15 protein-coding genes are annotated in these 16,629 nt (G+C 68.1%); 10 read left to right on the forward strand and 5 right to left on the reverse strand.

Annotated features, from left to right (window positions below):
- Window positions 1-54: 54 nt before the first annotated feature.
- Window positions 55-765 carry an MBL fold metallo-hydrolase gene (locus tag ACZZZF_RS15420; protein WP_463499421.1) on the forward strand — a complete coding sequence of 237 codons (711 nt, stop codon included), beginning with the start codon at window positions 55-57 and terminating at the stop codon, window positions 763-765.
- Here ACZZZF_RS15420 and ACZZZF_RS15425 read toward each other — a convergent pair.
- The 3 genes from ACZZZF_RS15425 to ACZZZF_RS15435 are packed head-to-tail and all read right to left on the reverse strand — an operon-like array spanning window position 762 to window position 4,086.
- Window positions 762-1,313 carry a cysteine hydrolase family protein gene (locus tag ACZZZF_RS15425; protein WP_463499424.1) on the reverse strand — a complete coding sequence of 184 codons (552 nt, stop codon included), beginning with the start codon at window positions 1,311-1,313 and terminating at the stop codon, window positions 762-764. The two genes, ACZZZF_RS15420 and ACZZZF_RS15425, sit on opposite strands and share 4 nt — an antisense overlap.
- On the reverse strand, window positions 1,310-2,755 hold the full coding sequence (locus ACZZZF_RS15430; protein ID WP_056279607.1) for a purine-cytosine permease family protein: 1,446 nt from the start codon (window positions 2,753-2,755) through the stop codon (window positions 1,310-1,312). Before ACZZZF_RS15430 ends, ACZZZF_RS15425 begins: the two co-directional genes overlap by 4 nt.
- A 47-nt stretch (window positions 2,756-2,802) precedes the next feature.
- Window positions 2,803-4,086 (reverse strand): M18 family aminopeptidase, encoded by a 1,284-nt coding sequence (locus ACZZZF_RS15435; RefSeq protein ID WP_463499426.1) that lies wholly within the window; start codon window positions 4,084-4,086, stop codon window positions 2,803-2,805.
- A gap of 262 nt (window positions 4,087-4,348) precedes the next feature.
- Between ACZZZF_RS15435 and ACZZZF_RS15440 the strand changes: the two genes are divergently transcribed.
- The 3 genes from ACZZZF_RS15440 (at window position 4,349) to ACZZZF_RS15450 (ending at window position 7,613) form a co-directional block, all read left to right on the forward strand.
- On the forward strand, window positions 4,349-5,212 hold the full coding sequence (locus tag ACZZZF_RS15440) for an EamA family transporter (RefSeq protein ID WP_187250272.1): 864 nt from the start codon (window positions 4,349-4,351) through the stop codon (window positions 5,210-5,212).
- Window positions 5,213-5,348: 136 nt separating this feature from the next.
- On the forward strand, window positions 5,349-5,750 hold the full coding sequence (locus ACZZZF_RS15445; RefSeq protein ID WP_261987849.1) for a GNAT family N-acetyltransferase: 402 nt from the start codon (window positions 5,349-5,351) through the stop codon (window positions 5,748-5,750).
- Window positions 5,751-6,086: 336 nt separating this feature from the next.
- Window positions 6,087-7,613, forward strand: a complete 1,527-nt coding sequence (locus ACZZZF_RS15450) for an HNH endonuclease signature motif containing protein (protein WP_463499429.1) — start codon at window positions 6,087-6,089, stop codon at window positions 7,611-7,613.
- A 251-nt stretch (window positions 7,614-7,864) separates the two neighbouring features.
- On the opposite strand, the gene ACZZZF_RS15455 is transcribed toward ACZZZF_RS15450, so the two are convergent.
- Entirely contained in the window at window positions 7,865-8,518 is a 654-nt protein-coding gene (locus tag ACZZZF_RS15455; RefSeq protein WP_222839407.1) for a response regulator, read from the reverse strand.
- A 226-nt stretch (window positions 8,519-8,744) separates the two neighbouring features.
- Here ACZZZF_RS15455 and ACZZZF_RS15460 point away from each other — a divergent pair, with 226 nt between their 5' ends.
- Window positions 8,745-9,887: a sensor histidine kinase gene (locus tag ACZZZF_RS15460; protein WP_187250275.1), complete on the forward strand. Its 1,143-nt coding sequence runs from the start codon at window positions 8,745-8,747 to the stop codon at window positions 9,885-9,887.
- Between the two features lie 316 nt (window positions 9,888-10,203).
- Here the strand turns inward: ACZZZF_RS15460 and ACZZZF_RS15465 are convergent, their stop codons facing one another.
- Complete coding sequence (locus tag ACZZZF_RS15465; RefSeq protein WP_400341658.1) at window positions 10,204-10,947, reverse strand: GntR family transcriptional regulator; 744 nt, start codon at window positions 10,945-10,947, stop codon at window positions 10,204-10,206.
- Window positions 10,948-11,117: 170 nt separating this feature from the next.
- Between ACZZZF_RS15465 and ACZZZF_RS15470 the strand changes: the two genes are divergently transcribed.
- From ACZZZF_RS15470 to ACZZZF_RS15490, 5 genes are all read left to right on the forward strand, one after another.
- Window positions 11,118-12,047: a phosphate/phosphite/phosphonate ABC transporter substrate-binding protein gene (locus ACZZZF_RS15470; RefSeq protein ID WP_053097587.1), complete on the forward strand. Its 930-nt coding sequence runs from the start codon at window positions 11,118-11,120 to the stop codon at window positions 12,045-12,047.
- 129 nt (window positions 12,048-12,176) lie between these two features.
- Window positions 12,177-13,022, forward strand: coding sequence for a phosphonate ABC transporter ATP-binding protein (phnC, locus tag ACZZZF_RS15475; protein WP_053097586.1), 846 nt, complete (start codon window positions 12,177-12,179; stop codon window positions 13,020-13,022).
- On the forward strand, window positions 13,019-14,755 hold the full coding sequence (locus ACZZZF_RS15480) for a PhnE/PtxC family ABC transporter permease (RefSeq protein ID WP_463499431.1): 1,737 nt from the start codon (window positions 13,019-13,021) through the stop codon (window positions 14,753-14,755). Before phnC ends, ACZZZF_RS15480 begins: the two co-directional genes overlap by 4 nt.
- A complete protein-coding gene (locus tag ACZZZF_RS15485; RefSeq protein ID WP_463499434.1) occupies window positions 14,752-15,900 on the forward strand; it encodes a TIGR03364 family FAD-dependent oxidoreductase in 1,149 nt (382 codons plus the stop codon). Before ACZZZF_RS15480 ends, ACZZZF_RS15485 begins: the two co-directional genes overlap by 4 nt.
- Window positions 15,897-16,628 (forward strand): HAD family hydrolase, encoded by a 732-nt coding sequence (locus ACZZZF_RS15490; RefSeq protein ID WP_056279623.1) that lies wholly within the window; start codon window positions 15,897-15,899, stop codon window positions 16,626-16,628. The genes ACZZZF_RS15485 and ACZZZF_RS15490 overlap by 4 nt, the downstream gene beginning before the upstream one ends.
- Window position 16,629 lies beyond the last annotated feature (1 nt).

Consider the following 16,629-nt stretch of genomic DNA (forward strand, 5'->3'; position numbering starts at 1 on the left):
AGCTATGATAGCTACGTAGTCTAGCCATCATAAGCCACCGCGAAGGGAACGGCCATGAAGCTCGCACCGCACCTGCATCGACTCGGCAACGACATCGTCGCGTCATACCTCATCGATCTGCCCGAGGGGATCACGCTCGTCGACGCCGGGCTGCCCGGCCACTGGAACGATCTGCAGCGCACCCTCGCAGAACTGGGGCGCCCGCTCTCCGACATCCGGGGTCTCGTCCTGACCCACGGCGACAGCGACCACATCGGGTTCGCCGAGCGGCTGCGCAGCGAAGCAGACGTGCCGATCTTCATCCATAGCGCCGACGCGCACCGCGTGCGCACGGGTGAGAAGCCGAAGACCCCGATGGGACCCGCTCGCGTCGGTCCACTGCTCGGCTTCCTCGCCTATGGCGTGCGCAAGAACGGGCTGCGCGCGCGCCATGTCACCGACGTCATGACGGTCGCCGACGGCGAGGTCCTCGACCTGCCGGGATCTCCGGTCATCATCGGGATGCCGGGACACTCGCCGGGCAGCATCGCGGTGCACATTCCCGCAGCGGACGCGGTGTTCGTCGGCGACGCCCTCACCACGCGCCATGTGCTGACGGGGCAGGTCGGTCCTCAGCCCGCGCCATTCACGGATGAGCCGACCGAGGCCATCGCGTCTCTCGACAGGCTGGCCGCCGTGTCGGCATCATGGGTGCTGCCCGGGCACGGAGCTCCGTGGCGGGGGTCGCCCGCCGACATCGCGGCCGCGGTGCGCGCGGGGAGCTAGAGCCCCGACAACACGGAGGCGGTGTCGCTGATCGTGATCTGCGGCGGGTAGAGACCCATCACCTGCATCGCGGCCGCATGATTCTCCGCCGTCGATCCCGCGCAGGCATCGCCGACCACGGTGACGTGCGCTCCGGCATCCGCTGCGGCCAGTGCGGTCGAGATGACGCAGCAGTCGGTCGCGACACCCGCCAGCACGACGTGCGCCCCTCGGCCGACGACCGCCTCGATCTCTGTGCCCCACTTGCCGAAGGTCGGCAGGTCGAGAGTCGGATGCGGCGACAGCCCGGCCGCGTCGGGGACGAGGTCGAACAGCGGATCCGTCGGCGGCTGGTCGGCGAACGGCCACGCGGCGAAGTAGGCGCCCCAGGAGGTCGAGCGGTCTGCCGTCGGCATCCAGCGCGTGACGATCACGCGGTCGCCGAAAGCCGTGGCCAGCTCGCGGATGCGCGGCATCGTGTCGGCGAAGAACGGCGATCCCCACGCAGATCCGGGCAACGCGAAGATCTGCTGAGGGTCGATCACGATCAGCCAGGGACCGTCGCTCACGCCGAAGCCTCCTGCGCGCGGATCTTTCCGGCCCGGGCGAACCAGGTCACGACGAACGACAGCACGAGGGCGAAGAAGACCCCGAGGTTGGCATAGGCCCAGTCGCCGTCGACACCCCCGACGAGGCCGAGGAGGTAGCCCTGCCAGTTGTTCCACGGCGCCGCATCCGCGAATCCGTTGAGCACGAAGCCCCAGCCGATCACGCTCGCGATCACCATCGTGCCGATCGAGATCCAGTCCCACGCGCCGTAGCGGCCGCGGCTGTCGAAGAGCGCCTCGTCGTCGTAGTCCTTCTTGCGGCGCAGGATGTCGGCGATCAGGATGCCGGCCCATGACGCCAGCGGCACGCCCAGCGTGATGAGGAAGCTCTGGAACGGACCGAGGAAGTCGGTCGCGAAGAACACCACGTAGATCGTGCCGATCGTGAGGATCACGCCATCGATCGCCGCCGCGGACGGGCGGGGGATGCGGATGCCGAGGCTCAGCAGCGTGAGGCCCGAGGAGTAGATGCCGAGCACCGCGCCGGAGACGAGCGCCAGCACGGCGGTGAGCAGGAACGGAACGAGCACCCAGATGGGCAGGATCGTCGCGAGCGCGCCGATCGGGTCGGCGGCGATCGCCGCGCTGAGCTCGTCGTCGGATCCGGCGAGCAGCAGACCGAAGATGACGAGGATCACGGGAGCCACCGAGCCGCCGATCGTGTTCCACAGGACGATCGCTCCGTCGGATGCCGTGCGCTTCTGGTATCGCGACCAGTCGGCGGCGATGTTGATCCAGCCGAGGCCGAAGCCGGTCATGACCATGACGAGAGCGCCGGTGACCTGTCCGATCCCGCCGTCCGGACGCGCGAGGACGGCCGCCATGTCGATGCTCGGAGCGGCGAGGACGATGTAGAGCACCGTCACGATGCCGGTGACCCAGGTGAGCACCGACTGCAGCTTCATGATCGTGTGATAGCCGAGCACGGATGCCGCGACGATGAGCGCGGCGACGATCACGGTGGCGGTGATCTTCAGCGCGATGCTGTCGCCGTCACCTCCGAGCTGCGTGATGACGGTGGCCGTGGCGAGCACGGCCATGATCGCGAGGAACGTCTCCCAGCCGATCGACGTCAGCCACGAGACGATGCCCGGAACCTTCTGCCCCTGCACGCCGAACGCCGCACGGGACAGCACCATGGTGGGCGCCGAACCGCGCTTGCCGGCGATCGCGATCAGTCCGCACAGCAGGAACGACACGACGATGCCGATGATCGACACGAGGGTCGCCTGCCAGAACGAGATGCCGAAGCCCAGCACGAACGAGCCGTACGACATGCCGAACACCGAGACGTTCGCCGCGAACCACGGCCAGAAGAGGTCGCTCGGCTTCGCGGTGCGCTCGGATTCGGGGATGATCTCGATGCCCGCGCGCTCGATGAGAGCAGGCTTGATGTCCGTCATGCCATCATCCTGGCACTGCGCAGGGCCCGTGAGGGCGTCGGCAGGGCTCAGCCGGCGAAGAAAGCTCCGGCGACGCGGGTGAGGTCGTGCAGGTCCGAGACGCCGGCGAGCTCGCGCGCCGAGTGCATCGACAGGATCGGGATGCCGACGTCGACCGTGCGGATGCCGAGACGCGTGGCCGTGATCGGGCCGATCGTCGAGCCGCACGGCACGTTGTTGTTCGACACGAACTCCTGCGTGACCACGTCGGCGGTCTCGCACCAGCCGCGCCAGGCGGCGGAGCCGACGGCATCCGTCGCATAGCGCTGGTTGGCGTTGAGCTTGAGGATCGGTCCCGAGCCGAGCACCGGCTGCACGACGGGGTCGTGCTTGTGCACGTAGTTCGGGTGCACCGAGTGGCCCACGTCGCTCGACAGGCACCACGACGCGGAGAACGCGCGTCGACGCTCGGAGGCGTCGGCGCCGAGCGCGTCGTAGACGCGGCCGAGGATGTCTTCGAGCAGGGGGCCGCCCGCGCCGGAGCGGGAGTTGGAGCCCAGTTCCTCATGGTCGAACGCCGCGAGGATCGCGATCGGTCCGCTGACGGCCGTATCGATCTTCTCGAGCGCGACGACGCCGGCGTGCACCGAGGCGAGGTCGTCGAGTCGGCCGGAAGCGAAGAACGCGCGGTCCTTGCCGAAGATCGCGCCGCGCGCTGTGTCGGCGATCACGACGTCGTAACCGCGGATGTCGGATGCCGAGACGCCGGCCGAACCGGCGAGCTCGGCCAGGATGTCCTCCTGGGTCGGGTCGCCGAGGCCCCAGACCGGCTGCGTCTGGAACTGCTTGTCGAGCGCGAGGCCCGTGTTCGCCTCGCGGTCGAGGTGGATCGCGAGCTGGGGAAGCCGCAGCAGCGCTCCCGTGTCGGCGAGCACCACGCGTCCGTCGGCGAGAGCCAGCCGTCCGGCGAGACGCAGCTCGCGGTCGAGCCACGAGCTCAGCAGCGGACCGCCGTACACCTCGACGGCCGCCTGCAGCCAGCCCCTCGAACCGGTCGTCGGCTGCGGCTTGAGCTTGAAGCCGGGGGAGTCGGTGTGAGCACCCAGGATGTGAGCGGGCGTGGTCGCGGTGGCGTCCCCCGGAACCGTCCACGCGATCGCGGCACCGTCTCGTACGACGACATAGCGTCCGCCGGGGGCGACATCCCAGGCCTGATCCTCTTCGAGCCGCGTGAAACCGGCATCCTCGAGGCGCCTGGCCACCTCGGCGGCGGCGTGATAGCTCGAGGGCGAGGCGGCGACGAAGTCGGCGAGATCCTCGGCGTGGGCGAGAGCGTCCGGGGTGACGGGCATGAGCGACCTTCCTGGAGGGGCGGTCCTTCGATCGTAATCGGCGACTCGATGCGCGATCTCCGCGACGGTCGGATGGCGGTCGTTCACCTTCTCGTCACCATCGGCCGGTACGGTCGATCTCGATAGCGCCTAGGGTTCCGGGGTTCGTCCCGTCTGGTCCGAGCGGCGCCACGGTGCTCCTCCGCAGGAGCGCCGTCATCTGACAGGACAAAAGCCCGGAGGACCCTGTTCGTCGCGCCCGCGAAGAACGGAAGGGTCTCTGATGTCCGCTCTCGCCTTCGCTCTCGTCATCGCCGCAGCCGTCACGCACGCCGCCTGGAACATCATCGCCCACGGCGTGAGCCGCGCAGGGACGCCGTTCCTCTGGTGGGGGGCCGTCGGAGGAACCGCCGTCTGGATCGGGGTCGTGCCGTTCACCGGCGGGCTCGGCACCGACGACGTTCTGGCGTTCCTGCTCGGCGTCGGAGTCTCCGGTGTGCTGCACGTCGCCTACATGGCGGTGCTGCAACGCGGATATCGCGAAGGCAACCTCTCGACCGTCTACGCGACGGCTCGGGGAACCGGGCCGTTCCTCTCTGTGATCGTCGCCGTGCTGGTGCTCGGGGAGCGCCCGTCGGCCCTCGCGCTCACCGGCGTCGCGGCGATCATCCTCGGAGTCGTCGCGATCGGTCTCGTCGACCGAGGACGTGCCGACCGGTCGCGTCGCCTGGATCCCGGGCTCGTGTTCGGTCTGCTCACCGGCGTCGCGATCGCGGTCTACACGATCTGGGACGCCAACGCCGTGCGCACGTGGAACCTCTCGCCCGTCGCCTTCATGGTGGGGACGATGCTGCTCGAGATCCCGTTCTACTCGCTCGGCGTCCGAGGCCGATGGGCGGCCGTTCGCGCGCTCGGCCGCACGCAGTGGAAGCGCATCGTGGCTTTCAGCATCCTGTCGCCGCTCTCGTACATCCTGGTGCTCACGGCCATCCAGATCGCTCCGGTCGCACTGGTCGCGCCGCTGCGCGAGGTCAGCGTCGTGCTGGTCAGCCTGTTCGGTGTCTTCGCCCTGAAGGAGAGCAGGCCCGGATGGCGTCTCGCCGCGTCCGCGGTCGTCGCGGGCGGAATCGTGCTGCTCGCGCTGTAGCGGTGGGTCTGCAGCGGTGGTTCTGGGGTCGTGGTCGTGGTCGTGGTCGCTCCGGGTGCGTGGCCTGCGTGATTGTATGGATGCTGTGTGCGCCGGGTGGAGTCTTCGAGAGAGCAGTCCGTCGGATGCGCACTGGATGTCGGAGCTGCGAGCGATCGTCATGCGTGCCGATCTGGAGCGTCTCGGACGCTTCGACCCGGTGCGTGTGCGGCAGCGGTTCCTCGATGGGTTCGTCCCGCAGAACACGCGAGTGATCGTGGTTGCCGGGCAGGACGTGGGGCTCATCGCGGTGAGGCCCGAGAGCGACGCGGTGTGGATCGAGCACTTCTACCTCGATCCCGCTCAGCAGGGCCGCGGCCTCGGCTCCGCGGTGCTGGCGGACGCCTTGGAGACGCGTCATGCGGGCGATGACCGGCCGTTCCGCCTCAATGTGCTGCAGGGCAGTCCGGCGCGACGGCTGTACGAGAGGCACGGCTTCGAGCTCGAGAGCGAAGACGCGGTCGACGTCTTCATGAAGGCCGAGCCGCTCCGGCGCTGATCGGGTGCCCCGTGACGGGTGCTCGGTCTGGGGTCTCGTTCCTCGTGTCTGGGTCCTTGTTCCTCGTTCCTCGTTCCTCGTTCCTCGTTCCTCGTGTCTCGTTCCTCGTTTCTCGTGTCTCGTGTCTCGTTCCTCGTTCCTCGTTCCTCGTGTCTCGTTCCTCGTTCCTCGTTTCTCGCTCCTCTTGTCTCTTCTGCCCTCGTTGACTGGTCTCTCCGCTCCTCTTGTGCCTGCGTTGTGCGGCATTCCGGGAGATTGGAATACGTGCTGTGATCTGGGATAAATCGGACTGGTTTCGGGGGTCGAATGTCGGTGGCCCCGTGTTGACTCGAGGGTATGAACAGCATCGTGGAGCGTCTGGGTCGGGTCGTCACTGACCTTGATGCGGTGCTGTGTGATGACGCGTTGGCGGGGTTGAGCGATGCGGAGCGTGTCGCGGTGCTGCAGGCGGTGGGGGCCGTGTTCCGGCGGGCCGAGGCGGTGATCGTGGAGAGCGTGGCGACCGGGGATCCTGCGGGGTTTCCGCATGCGGCAGGGTGTCGCGGGGTGAACGAGCTGGTGCAGCGGATGGTCGGCGTGGATGTGCGGGGTGCGTCCCGGGTCGACAGGGTCGTCGATCTGGTGCGCCGGCCGGTGAGTCTGGCGGGGGAGCGGATGCCGGCGCGGTGGTCGGAGATGCGCGTGGCCTTGTTGGATGGTGTGGTGGGTGTCACGGGGTTTCTGGCGGCGACGGGCCCGATCGAGCGGGTGTGGGACCGGTTGAGCGTGGATCAGCGGTTGGCGGCGGATGTGGCGTTGGCGGGGTGCGCCCGCGGGCACGGGATCGGCGGGGGCGCGGATTCTGGTCCGGCGCCGACGGTGCAGGACCTGAAAGCTCTTGCGGAGGATCTCGCCTCGATGTTCGACCCGGACGGGGAGGAGCCGAAGGATGAGGACGCGCGGCGCAAGCGCGGGATCACGATCGGTCGTCTCACGGACGGGATGCATGCGATCCGGGGGTATCTGACTCCGGATGCCGCGGCCCAGTTGCAGCTGATCCTGGACGCGATGCTGAACCCGAAGGGTGACGGCCCGCCCATGCCGGGAGTGTTCTTCACCCCCAGCGGTGACCCCGGTCACACAGACACAGACACAGACACAGACACAGACACCGGTGCTGACCCGGGGGTTGATCCGTTCAATGTGGATGAGCGCAGCGCGCTCGATGATCGCACGTCATCGCAGAAACGCCACGATGCCCTCGCCGCCGCTCTCGCGATAGCCGCCCGTCACAAGGACATGCCCACGCTCGGTGGTGCATCCCCGGTGCTCGTCGTCACCGTCGACGCGACAGACCTCGCCCACCATGCGGAAGGTTCTGCTCTCGGTGCGGGCATCGCCGGCGCGGGTGGTGGTGCGGGCAACGGCGGGTGGGCGACGATCCCTGGATCCGGTGCGCATGTGCCTGTGTCCGTCGCGGCGCAGACCGCATGTGCGGGGGCGATCCAACGGGTGCTCCTGGACGAGGGGCGCATCATCGGGATCAGCACCACCGACCGGGTGTTCACCGTGCATCAACGCCGGGCGATCATCGCCCGCGACAAGGAATGCCTTATCCCCGGGTGTCACGTGCCCGCATCCTGGTGCGAGATCCATCACGTCACCGAACACGCCCGCGGTGGGCCGACCCACACCGACAATGGTGTGCCTTTGTGCTGGTGGCACCACCGATCCTTGGGCACCTCGCAGTGGGAGATCCGCATGAACCACGGGCTCCCCGAAGTCCGTGGACCGAACTGGTGGGACCCCGACCAACACTGGCGCACCCCACAACACAGCCTCCCCGCGGACCGTGACCGAAGGCGCCTCGTTCGAACCGGGTGATACGCGGCGGCATCCTTACGGCAAGTGCTGCTGATCCCGAACAGCCGGCCAGACTCAGCGAGCCGGACTCACAGTGCCCGGCTCAACGGCTCGCCTCAGCAGTCTCACTCCAATGATCCCGCCGGTCAGCGGTCTCGCCGGTCAGCGGTCCCGCCGGTCAGCGATCCCGCCGGTCAGGGGTCCCGCCGGTCAGGGGTCTCGCCGGTCAGCGATCTCGCCGGTCAGCGGTCTCGCCGGTCAGGGGTCCCGCCTCAGCGGAAGTCGACCAGCCCGGCGTGCGCTGCCGTGACGAGGATCTGCACGCGATCGCGCACGTGCCACTTCGACATGATGCGGCCGAGGTGGGCCTTCACGGTTCCCTCCGACACGATCAGTGTGCGCGCGATCTCGGCGTTGGACATCCCCTGCGCGAGTCGCTGCAGCACCTCCTGCTCGCGATCCGTGAGCGCCTCCAGGGTGTCGTCGCCGCCGACGGGCTCCGTATCCCGCACGTGCTTGATCAGCAGCGACGCGATTCGCGGCGACAGCGAGCTCGCTCCGCTGTACACCTCTCGCACACCTTCGAGAATGCTCGCCGCGCTCGAGTCCTTCAGCAGATAGCCCGACGCACCTGCGCTGAGCATCGGAAGCACGGTATCGCTGCCGTCCAGCGTGGTGACCGCGAGGATCTTGATCTCAGGCCAGCGTTCGCTGATCACCGCCGTCGCCTCGATGCCGTTCATCTCCGGCATCTGCACGTCCATCATCACGACGTCGGGACGCTCGCGTTCCACGACCTCGATGCCCTCGAGCCCGGACTCCGCCTCGGCGATCACCGTGATCTCCGGGTCGCGGGAGACGAAGTGAGAGAGCGCTGAGCGCACCAGGGGATCGTCATCGACGATCACGACGCGGATTTGGGACATGGAGGAAGCCTAACCGGGGTCTACCTGCGGCGCGAGGTATTAGACCTTTGGCTATCGAGGTGTAGCCGTGAGACAGATGTGCCGCTCGCAGATCACCGAGAAGATGAGTACATCGCTAGTCAAAAGTGCAATAAAGGAGGTGAACGTATATGTCTTTCTGGAACCAGGTTGGTCACTTCTTCGGCTTCTACCGCTAATATATATGGCGAAAAGGAGATACTGAAGTATGGCTTCAAGTCTTTCGACGGGTGACCGCTCTGACGTCACCCGACTCGGCAGGGGCGAGAAGCTCAGCACGATAGAACGCATCGCCGTTTTGGCGGTCGTCGGGACCATCGTCATCTTCGACATCGTCGGACTGTTCCTCCCTCCGGGGCTGGAACCTCTGACAGCGGCAATCGGGATCGCATCCACTGCAGTCCTCGGCCTCTTCCTCTGGTCGCCACTCATCGCGACATACGCCCTCGGCGTCGTGTTCGCCCTATCCTTCATCCCCGGCATCGAAGCCCAGGTGCTGACCGTCGCCGCTTTCGCGGCCGGCTTGATCGTGCGCCTGGGGTGGACCTCACTGGTCCTGTCCTATGTCGGAGTCTTCCTCGTCGCATCCGCGTTGGTCGCCATGGGCGATTCGACGGATGCGTTCAACATCGGCATCTTCCTGGTCGGCGCCGCAGTATCCGGAGCCGTCGGCTATGCGCTTCGCCTGGCATTCGCTCGAGGGCGGACGCTCGAGATGCAACTGGCCGAGAAGGCCGAGCAGGAACGCCAGGCAGTACTCGCTGAGCGGCGCTGGATCGCCGGCGAGCTGCACGACAGCATCGCGCACCACCTCACCGTGGTGGCGCTGCACGTGCAGATGCTCGACGACGATCGCACGAGCAGAGATTCGCAGGAGGCGATTCGCATCGCCGCACGTAAGGCGATGACCGACCTCCGCTTCGTGATCGACCTCGCAGACGACGGACCCCGCTCCGAGGGAATGCCCTCCGGTGATCTGGTGGCCTCCGTCGAGGAGGCCGCGCAGGAGTTCGAAGCCGCCGGCCATGCCGTGGCCGTCATCGGCGACCCCTCCGATGAGCGCGTCCCGCGGGCCGCCGAGATCATCCTCGCGCGCATCATGCGAGAGTCCGCCACCAACGTCCTCAAGTACGCCGGCGCGGGCGAAGTCGAGATCCGATTCGACATCGACGACGACGCCGCGAAGATGGCGGTGAGCAGTCCGCTCTCCATCACGCCGCGTCGCGAGCTCTCCTCGAGCCGCACGGGCATCGGCCGCATGGCCGAACGAGTTCTCGGTGCCAGCGGCGAATTCAGCGCCGGTGAAGTCGACGGCCGCTGGGTCGTCTCGGCGTTGCTGCCGATCGTCTGACGCCTCCGGCATCCCAGCATCCCGGCTTGAAAATGGCAGGGGATTGCGTACCGGTATTCCGGTACGCTGGGAGCAAGATCCGCGGAATTCCGGGGTTTTCGACGTGAAACCTAGACGAAAGTCCAGGGTAGATCTCGACTATAGACCGTGTTCCATGGTGTAGCCGGGCGCTTACATTGGGTATACCCCAGAAATAGCGCATCCCCAGCGCTGTGATCGCGAGCGCGGTCTTTGGAATCTGATCCCCATCGCGCTCGCGATCGGCTTCTTCCGACGAGTCACCTCGAGGAATCGATGCCGATCGACTGGCCGGCTGTCAGCCGCCCACCGCACGCATGTAGTGCCCGTCCGTCGAGATCCCCGACGCCGCGACCGTGAACCGCACCACCTCGCTGAGGTAGCGATCTTCGGATGCCTCGAAGATGCGCCCGCCCGCATCACGGGAGATACGGCTGAGTCGAAGGATCGGCGTTCCCTGCGGCACGCGCAGCAGGGCGGCATCCTGCTCGTCGGCGGCGACGGCGTCGATCTGGTGCTCGAGCCCGACGATCGGGTGTCCCACCGACCCGAGGTACTCCGTGATCGAGATCTCGTCCGTGTCGACGTCGAGCAGTCGTCGTCCTACTGCCTCGGTGTAGAAGAGCCGCTCGAGCATCGTCGGCCGGCCGTCGAGCAGGCGCAGTCGCACGACGCTGACGATCGTGTCGTCGGGCGACACTCCGAGCAGTTCTGCGCGGTCACCGGCCCTGCGAAGGCTCAACTCCTGCGTCTGCGCGCCCGGAGTCACCCCGAGATCGCGGGCCCAGCGAGTGAACGGCACCGACACATCGACCGCCTGGCTGGCCTTGCGCGACACGACCCGCGCGGGGCGTCCCCGCCCCGTCTCGATCAGGCCCTCTCCGCGCAGGGCGGCGAGAGCGTTCCTGATCGGACCCCGCGAGGTGCGCCACCGTTCGGCGAGCTCCGCCTCGGTCGGCACGTCGTCGCCGGGGCGCAGGGTGCCCGCCGCGATCTGCGCGCGGAGGTCGTCTGCGATCTGGGTGTATACAGCTTCGGCCACATAGGCATACTACTTCGCTATCGATGCCGAACGGTTGCGCGTTCCCTCGACGTTCATCCGAGGAAAGAGCGGGTGAACGGACCTTGAACTCTTCCAAGTTAGGTACATATCTTGGCTGTTGTCCTGTCAGAGTGGCTCGTGGATCACCCCTCCCACTCTGAAAGGTCCTCATGAAGCTCCGCGCTCTCCCCGTACTCGCCGGCGCCGCGATCCTCGCGCTCGGCCTCGCCGCCTGCTCCGGCTCCGCAGAGGCCACCGGCGCGTCCGGTGCCGACGCATCATCGGCCGCCGGTGGATTCGCCGTCGACGAGAACACGCTCGTCTTCGGCGTCGTGCCCGACTCGGTCGACACCGAGACGAACTACCAGCCGCTCATGGACTACATCGCGGAGATCACCGGCAAGACGGTGGAGTACCACGAGTCCACCGACTACGCGGCGCTCATCGAGGCCGCCGTCGCCGGCAAGGTCGATGTCGCCTCGTTCTCGGGTTTCACCTACGTCACCGCGACGAACAACGGCGCGAAGCTCACCCCGATCTCCTCGATCGTGACCGAGGAGGGCCAGGAGCCCGGGTACTACTCCCAGGCCATCGTGCCTGCCGACAGCGACATCTCGAGCATCGAGGACTTCGCCGGCAAGAAGGTCTGCTTCGTCGATCCCTCGTCGACGTCGGGATACCTCTTCCCCTCCTACAACCTGCTCGAGGCGGGCATCGACCCCAAGACCGACATCACGCCCGTCTTCGCGGGTAAGCATGACGTGAGCGTGCAGAAGGTCGGCGAAGGCGTCGAGTGCGAGGTCGGATTCGCCGAGGACTCCGAGGTCGAGAAGTCGGATGCCGTCAAGGTCATCGACGAGACCATGGTCCCCGGAGCGCCGCTCGTCTACTCGTCGACTCTGCCGGACGACGTCGCGCAGGAGCTCATCGACGGACTCTCCGAGATCACGATCGACGACATCATCGCCGCCGGCATCGAGGGCGCGGACACTGATGCGTTCCGCAGCGTGTTCTACGCCACCAAGCCCGTCGACGACGCGTACTACGACCTGATCCGCGACATCTGCAAGGAGACCGAAGCGGAGCAGTGCCAGGGCTGACGCCCGATCGCTGACCGCAGCGTCAGCCGAGCGCCCCCGTTCCGCAGTGTGCTCCCACCCCGGGGCAGCGGAGCGCGGGGCGCTCACCCGCAAGAACCACGCTCGACGCCACGACCCTGGAGAACTGACATGAACACGGCAACCGATGCCCTCATCCGCCTGGACGGTGTGACGAAGACCTTCGGCTCGACCACCGCGCTGAAGAACGCATCGCTGCAGGTCTCACGCGGCGAGATCGTCGTGCTGCTCGGGCTCTCCGGCTCGGGCAAGTCGACGCTGCTGCGCCACCTCGACGGTCTCGAGGTGCCGACCTCGGGCGAGATCGAGGTGCTCGGCGCGAAGGTCCCGACGCTCAAGGGCAAGGCGCTGCGCGCCCTCCGCAGCCGGGTGGGATTCATCTTCCAGCAGTTCGAGCTCGTGCCCTCGCTGACGGTGCTCGAGAACGTGCTCACCGGATCTCTGTCGGAGGTCCGCGGCCCGCGGCTCGGCCTCTGGGGCTACTCGAAGGCGGCGAAGCTGCGCGCCCTCGAGCACCTCGATCGCGTCGGGCTGCTCGACCGGGCCTATCAGCGCAGCGACACCCTCTCCGGCGGCCAGCAGCAGCGTGTGGCGATCGCCCGCGCCCTGATGCAGAAGCCCGACATCCTGCTCGCCGACGAGCCCGTCGCATCCCTCGACCCGGAGTCCAGCGACCAGGTGATGGCGCTGATCCGTGAGATCGCCGCCGACGAGGGGCTCACGGTCGTCTGCAGCCTGCACCAGGTCGACCTCGCGATCTCGTGGGCCGACCGCATCGTGGGGCTGCGCCACGGCGAGATCGTGCTCGACACCCCGACCGGCGACCTGACCAAGGCCGAGGTCATGGAGATCTACGGCCGCGTCGCCACGACCACCGCAGAGATCCGCGCCGTGCAGGACGAACTCACCGAGATCACGGTCGACGTCGCCCAGCTCGACAAGGCGCGGGCCTCATGACCGTCCTCTCGGACCCGCCGCGGGCGCACGCGACCCCCGCACGCACAAGTGTCGCCGATCGAGCTCCTCGCCGCCCGATCTCCGCCGAGCGCATCGCCGCCGGGCTGACGCTGCTGGCGCTCCTGGTGCTCGGCATCCTCGCCGTCGACGAGGTCGGCATCTCGATCCCGGCGATGGTGCAGAGCTGGGGCAACGCCGAGAACTTCATGGCCCGAGTCGGCGGCCTCTCGTTCCCTGAACCGGCCGACCTCGCCTGGCTGATCGCCCTCACCGTCGGGCTCGTGCTCGTCGGCACGTTGCTCGCCGCCGCCCTGTCGGTGCCGATCGCCTACCTCGCAGCCTCCAACACGACCCCCGGCAACGGATGGCGTGCCGCCGCGCGGTTCGTGGGAGTGCTCACCCGAGCGCTGCCGGATGTCGTGCTCGCGATGGCGTTCGTTCTCATGTTCTCGCTCGGCACCCTGCCCGGCATCCTCGCCATCGGCATCCATTCGATCGGGATGATCTCGAAGATGTTCGCCGACGCGATCGAGCAGATCGACGAGGGCCCCCGGCTCGCGATCCGCGCCGCGGGGGGATCGAAGATGCAGGAGTTCGCCTCAGGAATCCTTCCCCAGGTGCTGCCGAGCTGGGTCGCGACGGTGCTGCACCGCAACGACATCAACCTGCGCGGCAGCGTCGTGCTCGGCTACGTGGGCGTGGCCGGCCTCGGACTCGAGATGTCCTACGCCTTCAAGTCGCTGAACTACGGCAAGGGCCTCGGCATCGCCCTGGTCATCTTCATCCTGTGCGTCGTGATGGAGATCGTGTCGAGCCTGGTGCGCGGGGCAATGCTCGGCCAGCAGCGGCAGACGCGGTCGTGGATCGACCGCATCATCCACCCGCGACTGCGCGGGGCGACGGGCGCGGCGACGACGGAGCGCCCGGAGTGGGCGGCCAGCCCGCAGACCGCCGTGCGTCGACCGTGGACCGCAGAGCGGGTGCGCAACACGACCGGCATCGGGACGGCGGTGCTCGTCGTCATCGGCAGCGTCGTCGTCAGCCAGATCAACTGGATGGACTTCTTCACCTTCTGGGCCAAGCTCCCCGAGGTCGCGGCGAAGTTCTGGCCGCCGTCATTCGGCAGCTATGAGGCGTCGGCGATGATCGCGGCCATGCGAGACACGGTCGCGATCGCACTCGCGGCGACGGTACTCACGCTGCTGCCGTCGCTGATCCTCGGCTCCCTCGCCGCGAGCAACGTCGCACCCGGAGCGGGAGCGCGGGGCATCGCGCGCTTCCTGCTCGTCGGCATCCGCGGCATTCCCGAGCTGATCCTCGCGATCGTGCTCGTCGTCATCACCGGCCTCGGCGCCCAGGCGGGAGTCATCGCGCTGGCCATCGGCGGCATCGGTCTGCTCGGCAAGCTGATCGCCGATTCCCTCGAGGAGGTCGACCGTGGGCCCGAACGGGCCCTGCGGGCGGTCGGCGCCACCCGGCTGCAGACCTACGCCTCGGCGACCGTGCCGCAGGGCATGCAGGCGCTCATCGGGCACAGCTTCTACATGCTCGACACGAACATCCGCGCCGCGACCATCCTCGGCATCGTCGGCGGAGGCGGTGTCGGGTACTACCTGCTCAACGCCAGCCAGGGTTCGCGCTATGAGACCGTGACGGCGATCGTGCTGATGATCCTCGTCACCGTGCTCGTCGTCGAAGGGCTCGCGATGTGGATGCGCAAGGTGTTCCGATGAGCGGCCGCACCGGCTCGACCGACTCCGCCGACCTCGTGGTCGTCGGCTCGGGGATCATCGGCCTCGGCGCCGCCTACGCGGCGGTGCGGCGGGGTCTGAGCGTCATCGTCGTCGACAGAGCGGATGCTCCCGTCGGCGCGACGATCCGCAACTTCGGCCACCTCTGCATCGGCGCGCAGACGGGGGAGGCCCGGCGCTACGCGGACCTGTCCCGAGACCTGTGGCTGCGCCTCGCTCAGGATGCAGGGTTCTGGATCCGCGAGTCGGGGACGCTGGTCGCCGCCCGCCACGCCGACGAGATCGCCGTGCTCGAGCAGGCGGCGGCCGATGGCGGCATCCGGATGCTCGATGCGGATGAGCTGCTGCGCCTCGCCCCGCTCCGTCGCCGGGGACTCCTCGGCGGAGCGCACATCGAGACCGACCTGCAGACCGATCCGCGCACCGCCGCCGCGGCGATCGTGCGGCACCTCGCAGGACTGGGCGTCGACTTCCGCTTCCGCACGGCGGCGACCTCCGTCGCCGGACGCCGCGTCGAGACGACGAGAGGCGCGATCACCACGGGCGCGGTCGTCGTCGCGGCGAATCATGACATCGACCAGCTGCTGCCGGAGGTGGCGGAACGGTCAGGCGTCGTCCGGTGCGCTCTCGACATGATGCGTGCAGCGGTGAGTCTCGGGCATCCGCTCTCCGCCCCGCTGCTGACCGGGTGGTCGCTCGTCCGCTACGGACGCTTCGCCGACGGTGCCGCCACCGCCGCGCTCCGCGATCGCCTGCATTCGGATCGTCCGGACCTCGCCGCGCTCGATCTCAATCAGATGTACACGCAGCTGCCGGACGGCACGCTCATCATCGGCGACTCGCACGCCACATCGACCGCGCCGGAGCCGTTCCAACCCGAGGCCGCGTTCACGGCGTTCCTCGCCGAGGCGGAGGCGCTGTTCGAGATGCCGGCCCCACGGGTGCTGGAGCGCTGGCAGGGCGTGTATGCGAAGGCGTCGAAGGACTTCCTCATCGACACGGTCGACGAGGGGGTGCTGGTGCTCGCCGCGACCACCGGCATCGGAATGACCACGGGTCTGGGGCTCGCCGACGAGAATCTCACCGCCGCCTTCGGGTGGACACCTGCAATGGAAGGAACCCCATGACCACTCAGCTCGACGCAGCTCCGGCGCCGGCGCTCGAACTCATCGTGCTCGACATGGCCGGCACGACCGTGCTCGACGACGGGGTCGTCGAGACGGCGTTCCAGCGCGCCGCCGAACGCACCGGAGTCGCCGATCGGATGCCGTGGGACGACGCGCTCGCGCACGTGCGCGCCACCATGGGGCAGTCCAAGATCGAGGTCTTCACGCACCTCGCGGGAGGAGACCGTGCCGCCGCCGAGCGCGCGACGGCCGCATTCGAAGGCGCCTACGCCGAGATCGTGGCCGAGCAGGGGGTCACCGAGATCCCCGGGGCGGCCGATGCGATCCAGGGGCTGAAGGACGCCGGTCTGAGGGTCGTGCTCACGACCGGATTCGCGCCGGTCACCCGCGATGCGCTGATCGACGGTCTGGGCTGGCGCGGGCTCATCGACCTCGCCCTCTCTCCGGTCGACGCCGGGCGCGGGCGTCCGGCACCCGATCTCGTGCTCACGGCGCTGATCCGCACGCAGACCTCGTCGGTCGCCGCTGTCGCTGTCGCCGGAGACACGATCAGCGACGTCGAGTCGGGCCGCCGCGCAGGCGCCGGTCTCGTCGCCGGCGTCCTGACGGGCGCCCACGACGCACGCGCGCTCGAGCTCGCCGGTGCCGACGTCGTGCTCGAGGACGTGACGCATCTTCGCGGCACGCTCACCGAGCGCGGGCTGCTCCCTCTCGTGCCCACGGTCTGAG

The organism is Microbacterium sp. AC215, from assembly GCF_979258645.1.

Coding starts and splice junctions, on each gene's coding strand:
- ACZZZF_RS15455 (WP_222839407.1), bottom strand. CDS start 8,518: ATGTCCCAAATCCGCGTCGTGATCGTCGATGACGATCCCCTGGTGCGC.
- ACZZZF_RS15490 (WP_056279623.1), top strand. CDS start 15,897: ATGACCACTCAGCTCGACGCAGCTCCGGCGCCGGCGCTCGAACTCATC.
- ACZZZF_RS15485 (WP_463499434.1), top strand. CDS start 14,752: ATGAGCGGCCGCACCGGCTCGACCGACTCCGCCGACCTCGTGGTCGTC.
- ACZZZF_RS15470 (WP_053097587.1), top strand. CDS start 11,118: ATGAAGCTCCGCGCTCTCCCCGTACTCGCCGGCGCCGCGATCCTCGCG.
- ACZZZF_RS15440 (WP_187250272.1), top strand. CDS start 4,349: ATGTCCGCTCTCGCCTTCGCTCTCGTCATCGCCGCAGCCGTCACGCAC.
- ACZZZF_RS15460 (WP_187250275.1), top strand. CDS start 8,745: ATGGCTTCAAGTCTTTCGACGGGTGACCGCTCTGACGTCACCCGACTC.
- ACZZZF_RS15450 (WP_463499429.1), top strand. CDS start 6,087: ATGAACAGCATCGTGGAGCGTCTGGGTCGGGTCGTCACTGACCTTGAT.
- ACZZZF_RS15480 (WP_463499431.1), top strand. CDS start 13,019: ATGACCGTCCTCTCGGACCCGCCGCGGGCGCACGCGACCCCCGCACGC.
- phnC (WP_053097586.1), top strand. CDS start 12,177: ATGAACACGGCAACCGATGCCCTCATCCGCCTGGACGGTGTGACGAAG.
- ACZZZF_RS15435 (WP_463499426.1), bottom strand. CDS start 4,086: ATGCCCGTCACCCCGGACGCTCTCGCCCACGCCGAGGATCTCGCCGAC.
- ACZZZF_RS15445 (WP_261987849.1), top strand. CDS start 5,349: ATGTCGGAGCTGCGAGCGATCGTCATGCGTGCCGATCTGGAGCGTCTC.
- ACZZZF_RS15420 (WP_463499421.1), top strand. CDS start 55: ATGAAGCTCGCACCGCACCTGCATCGACTCGGCAACGACATCGTCGCG.
- ACZZZF_RS15430 (WP_056279607.1), bottom strand. CDS start 2,755: ATGACGGACATCAAGCCTGCTCTCATCGAGCGCGCGGGCATCGAGATC.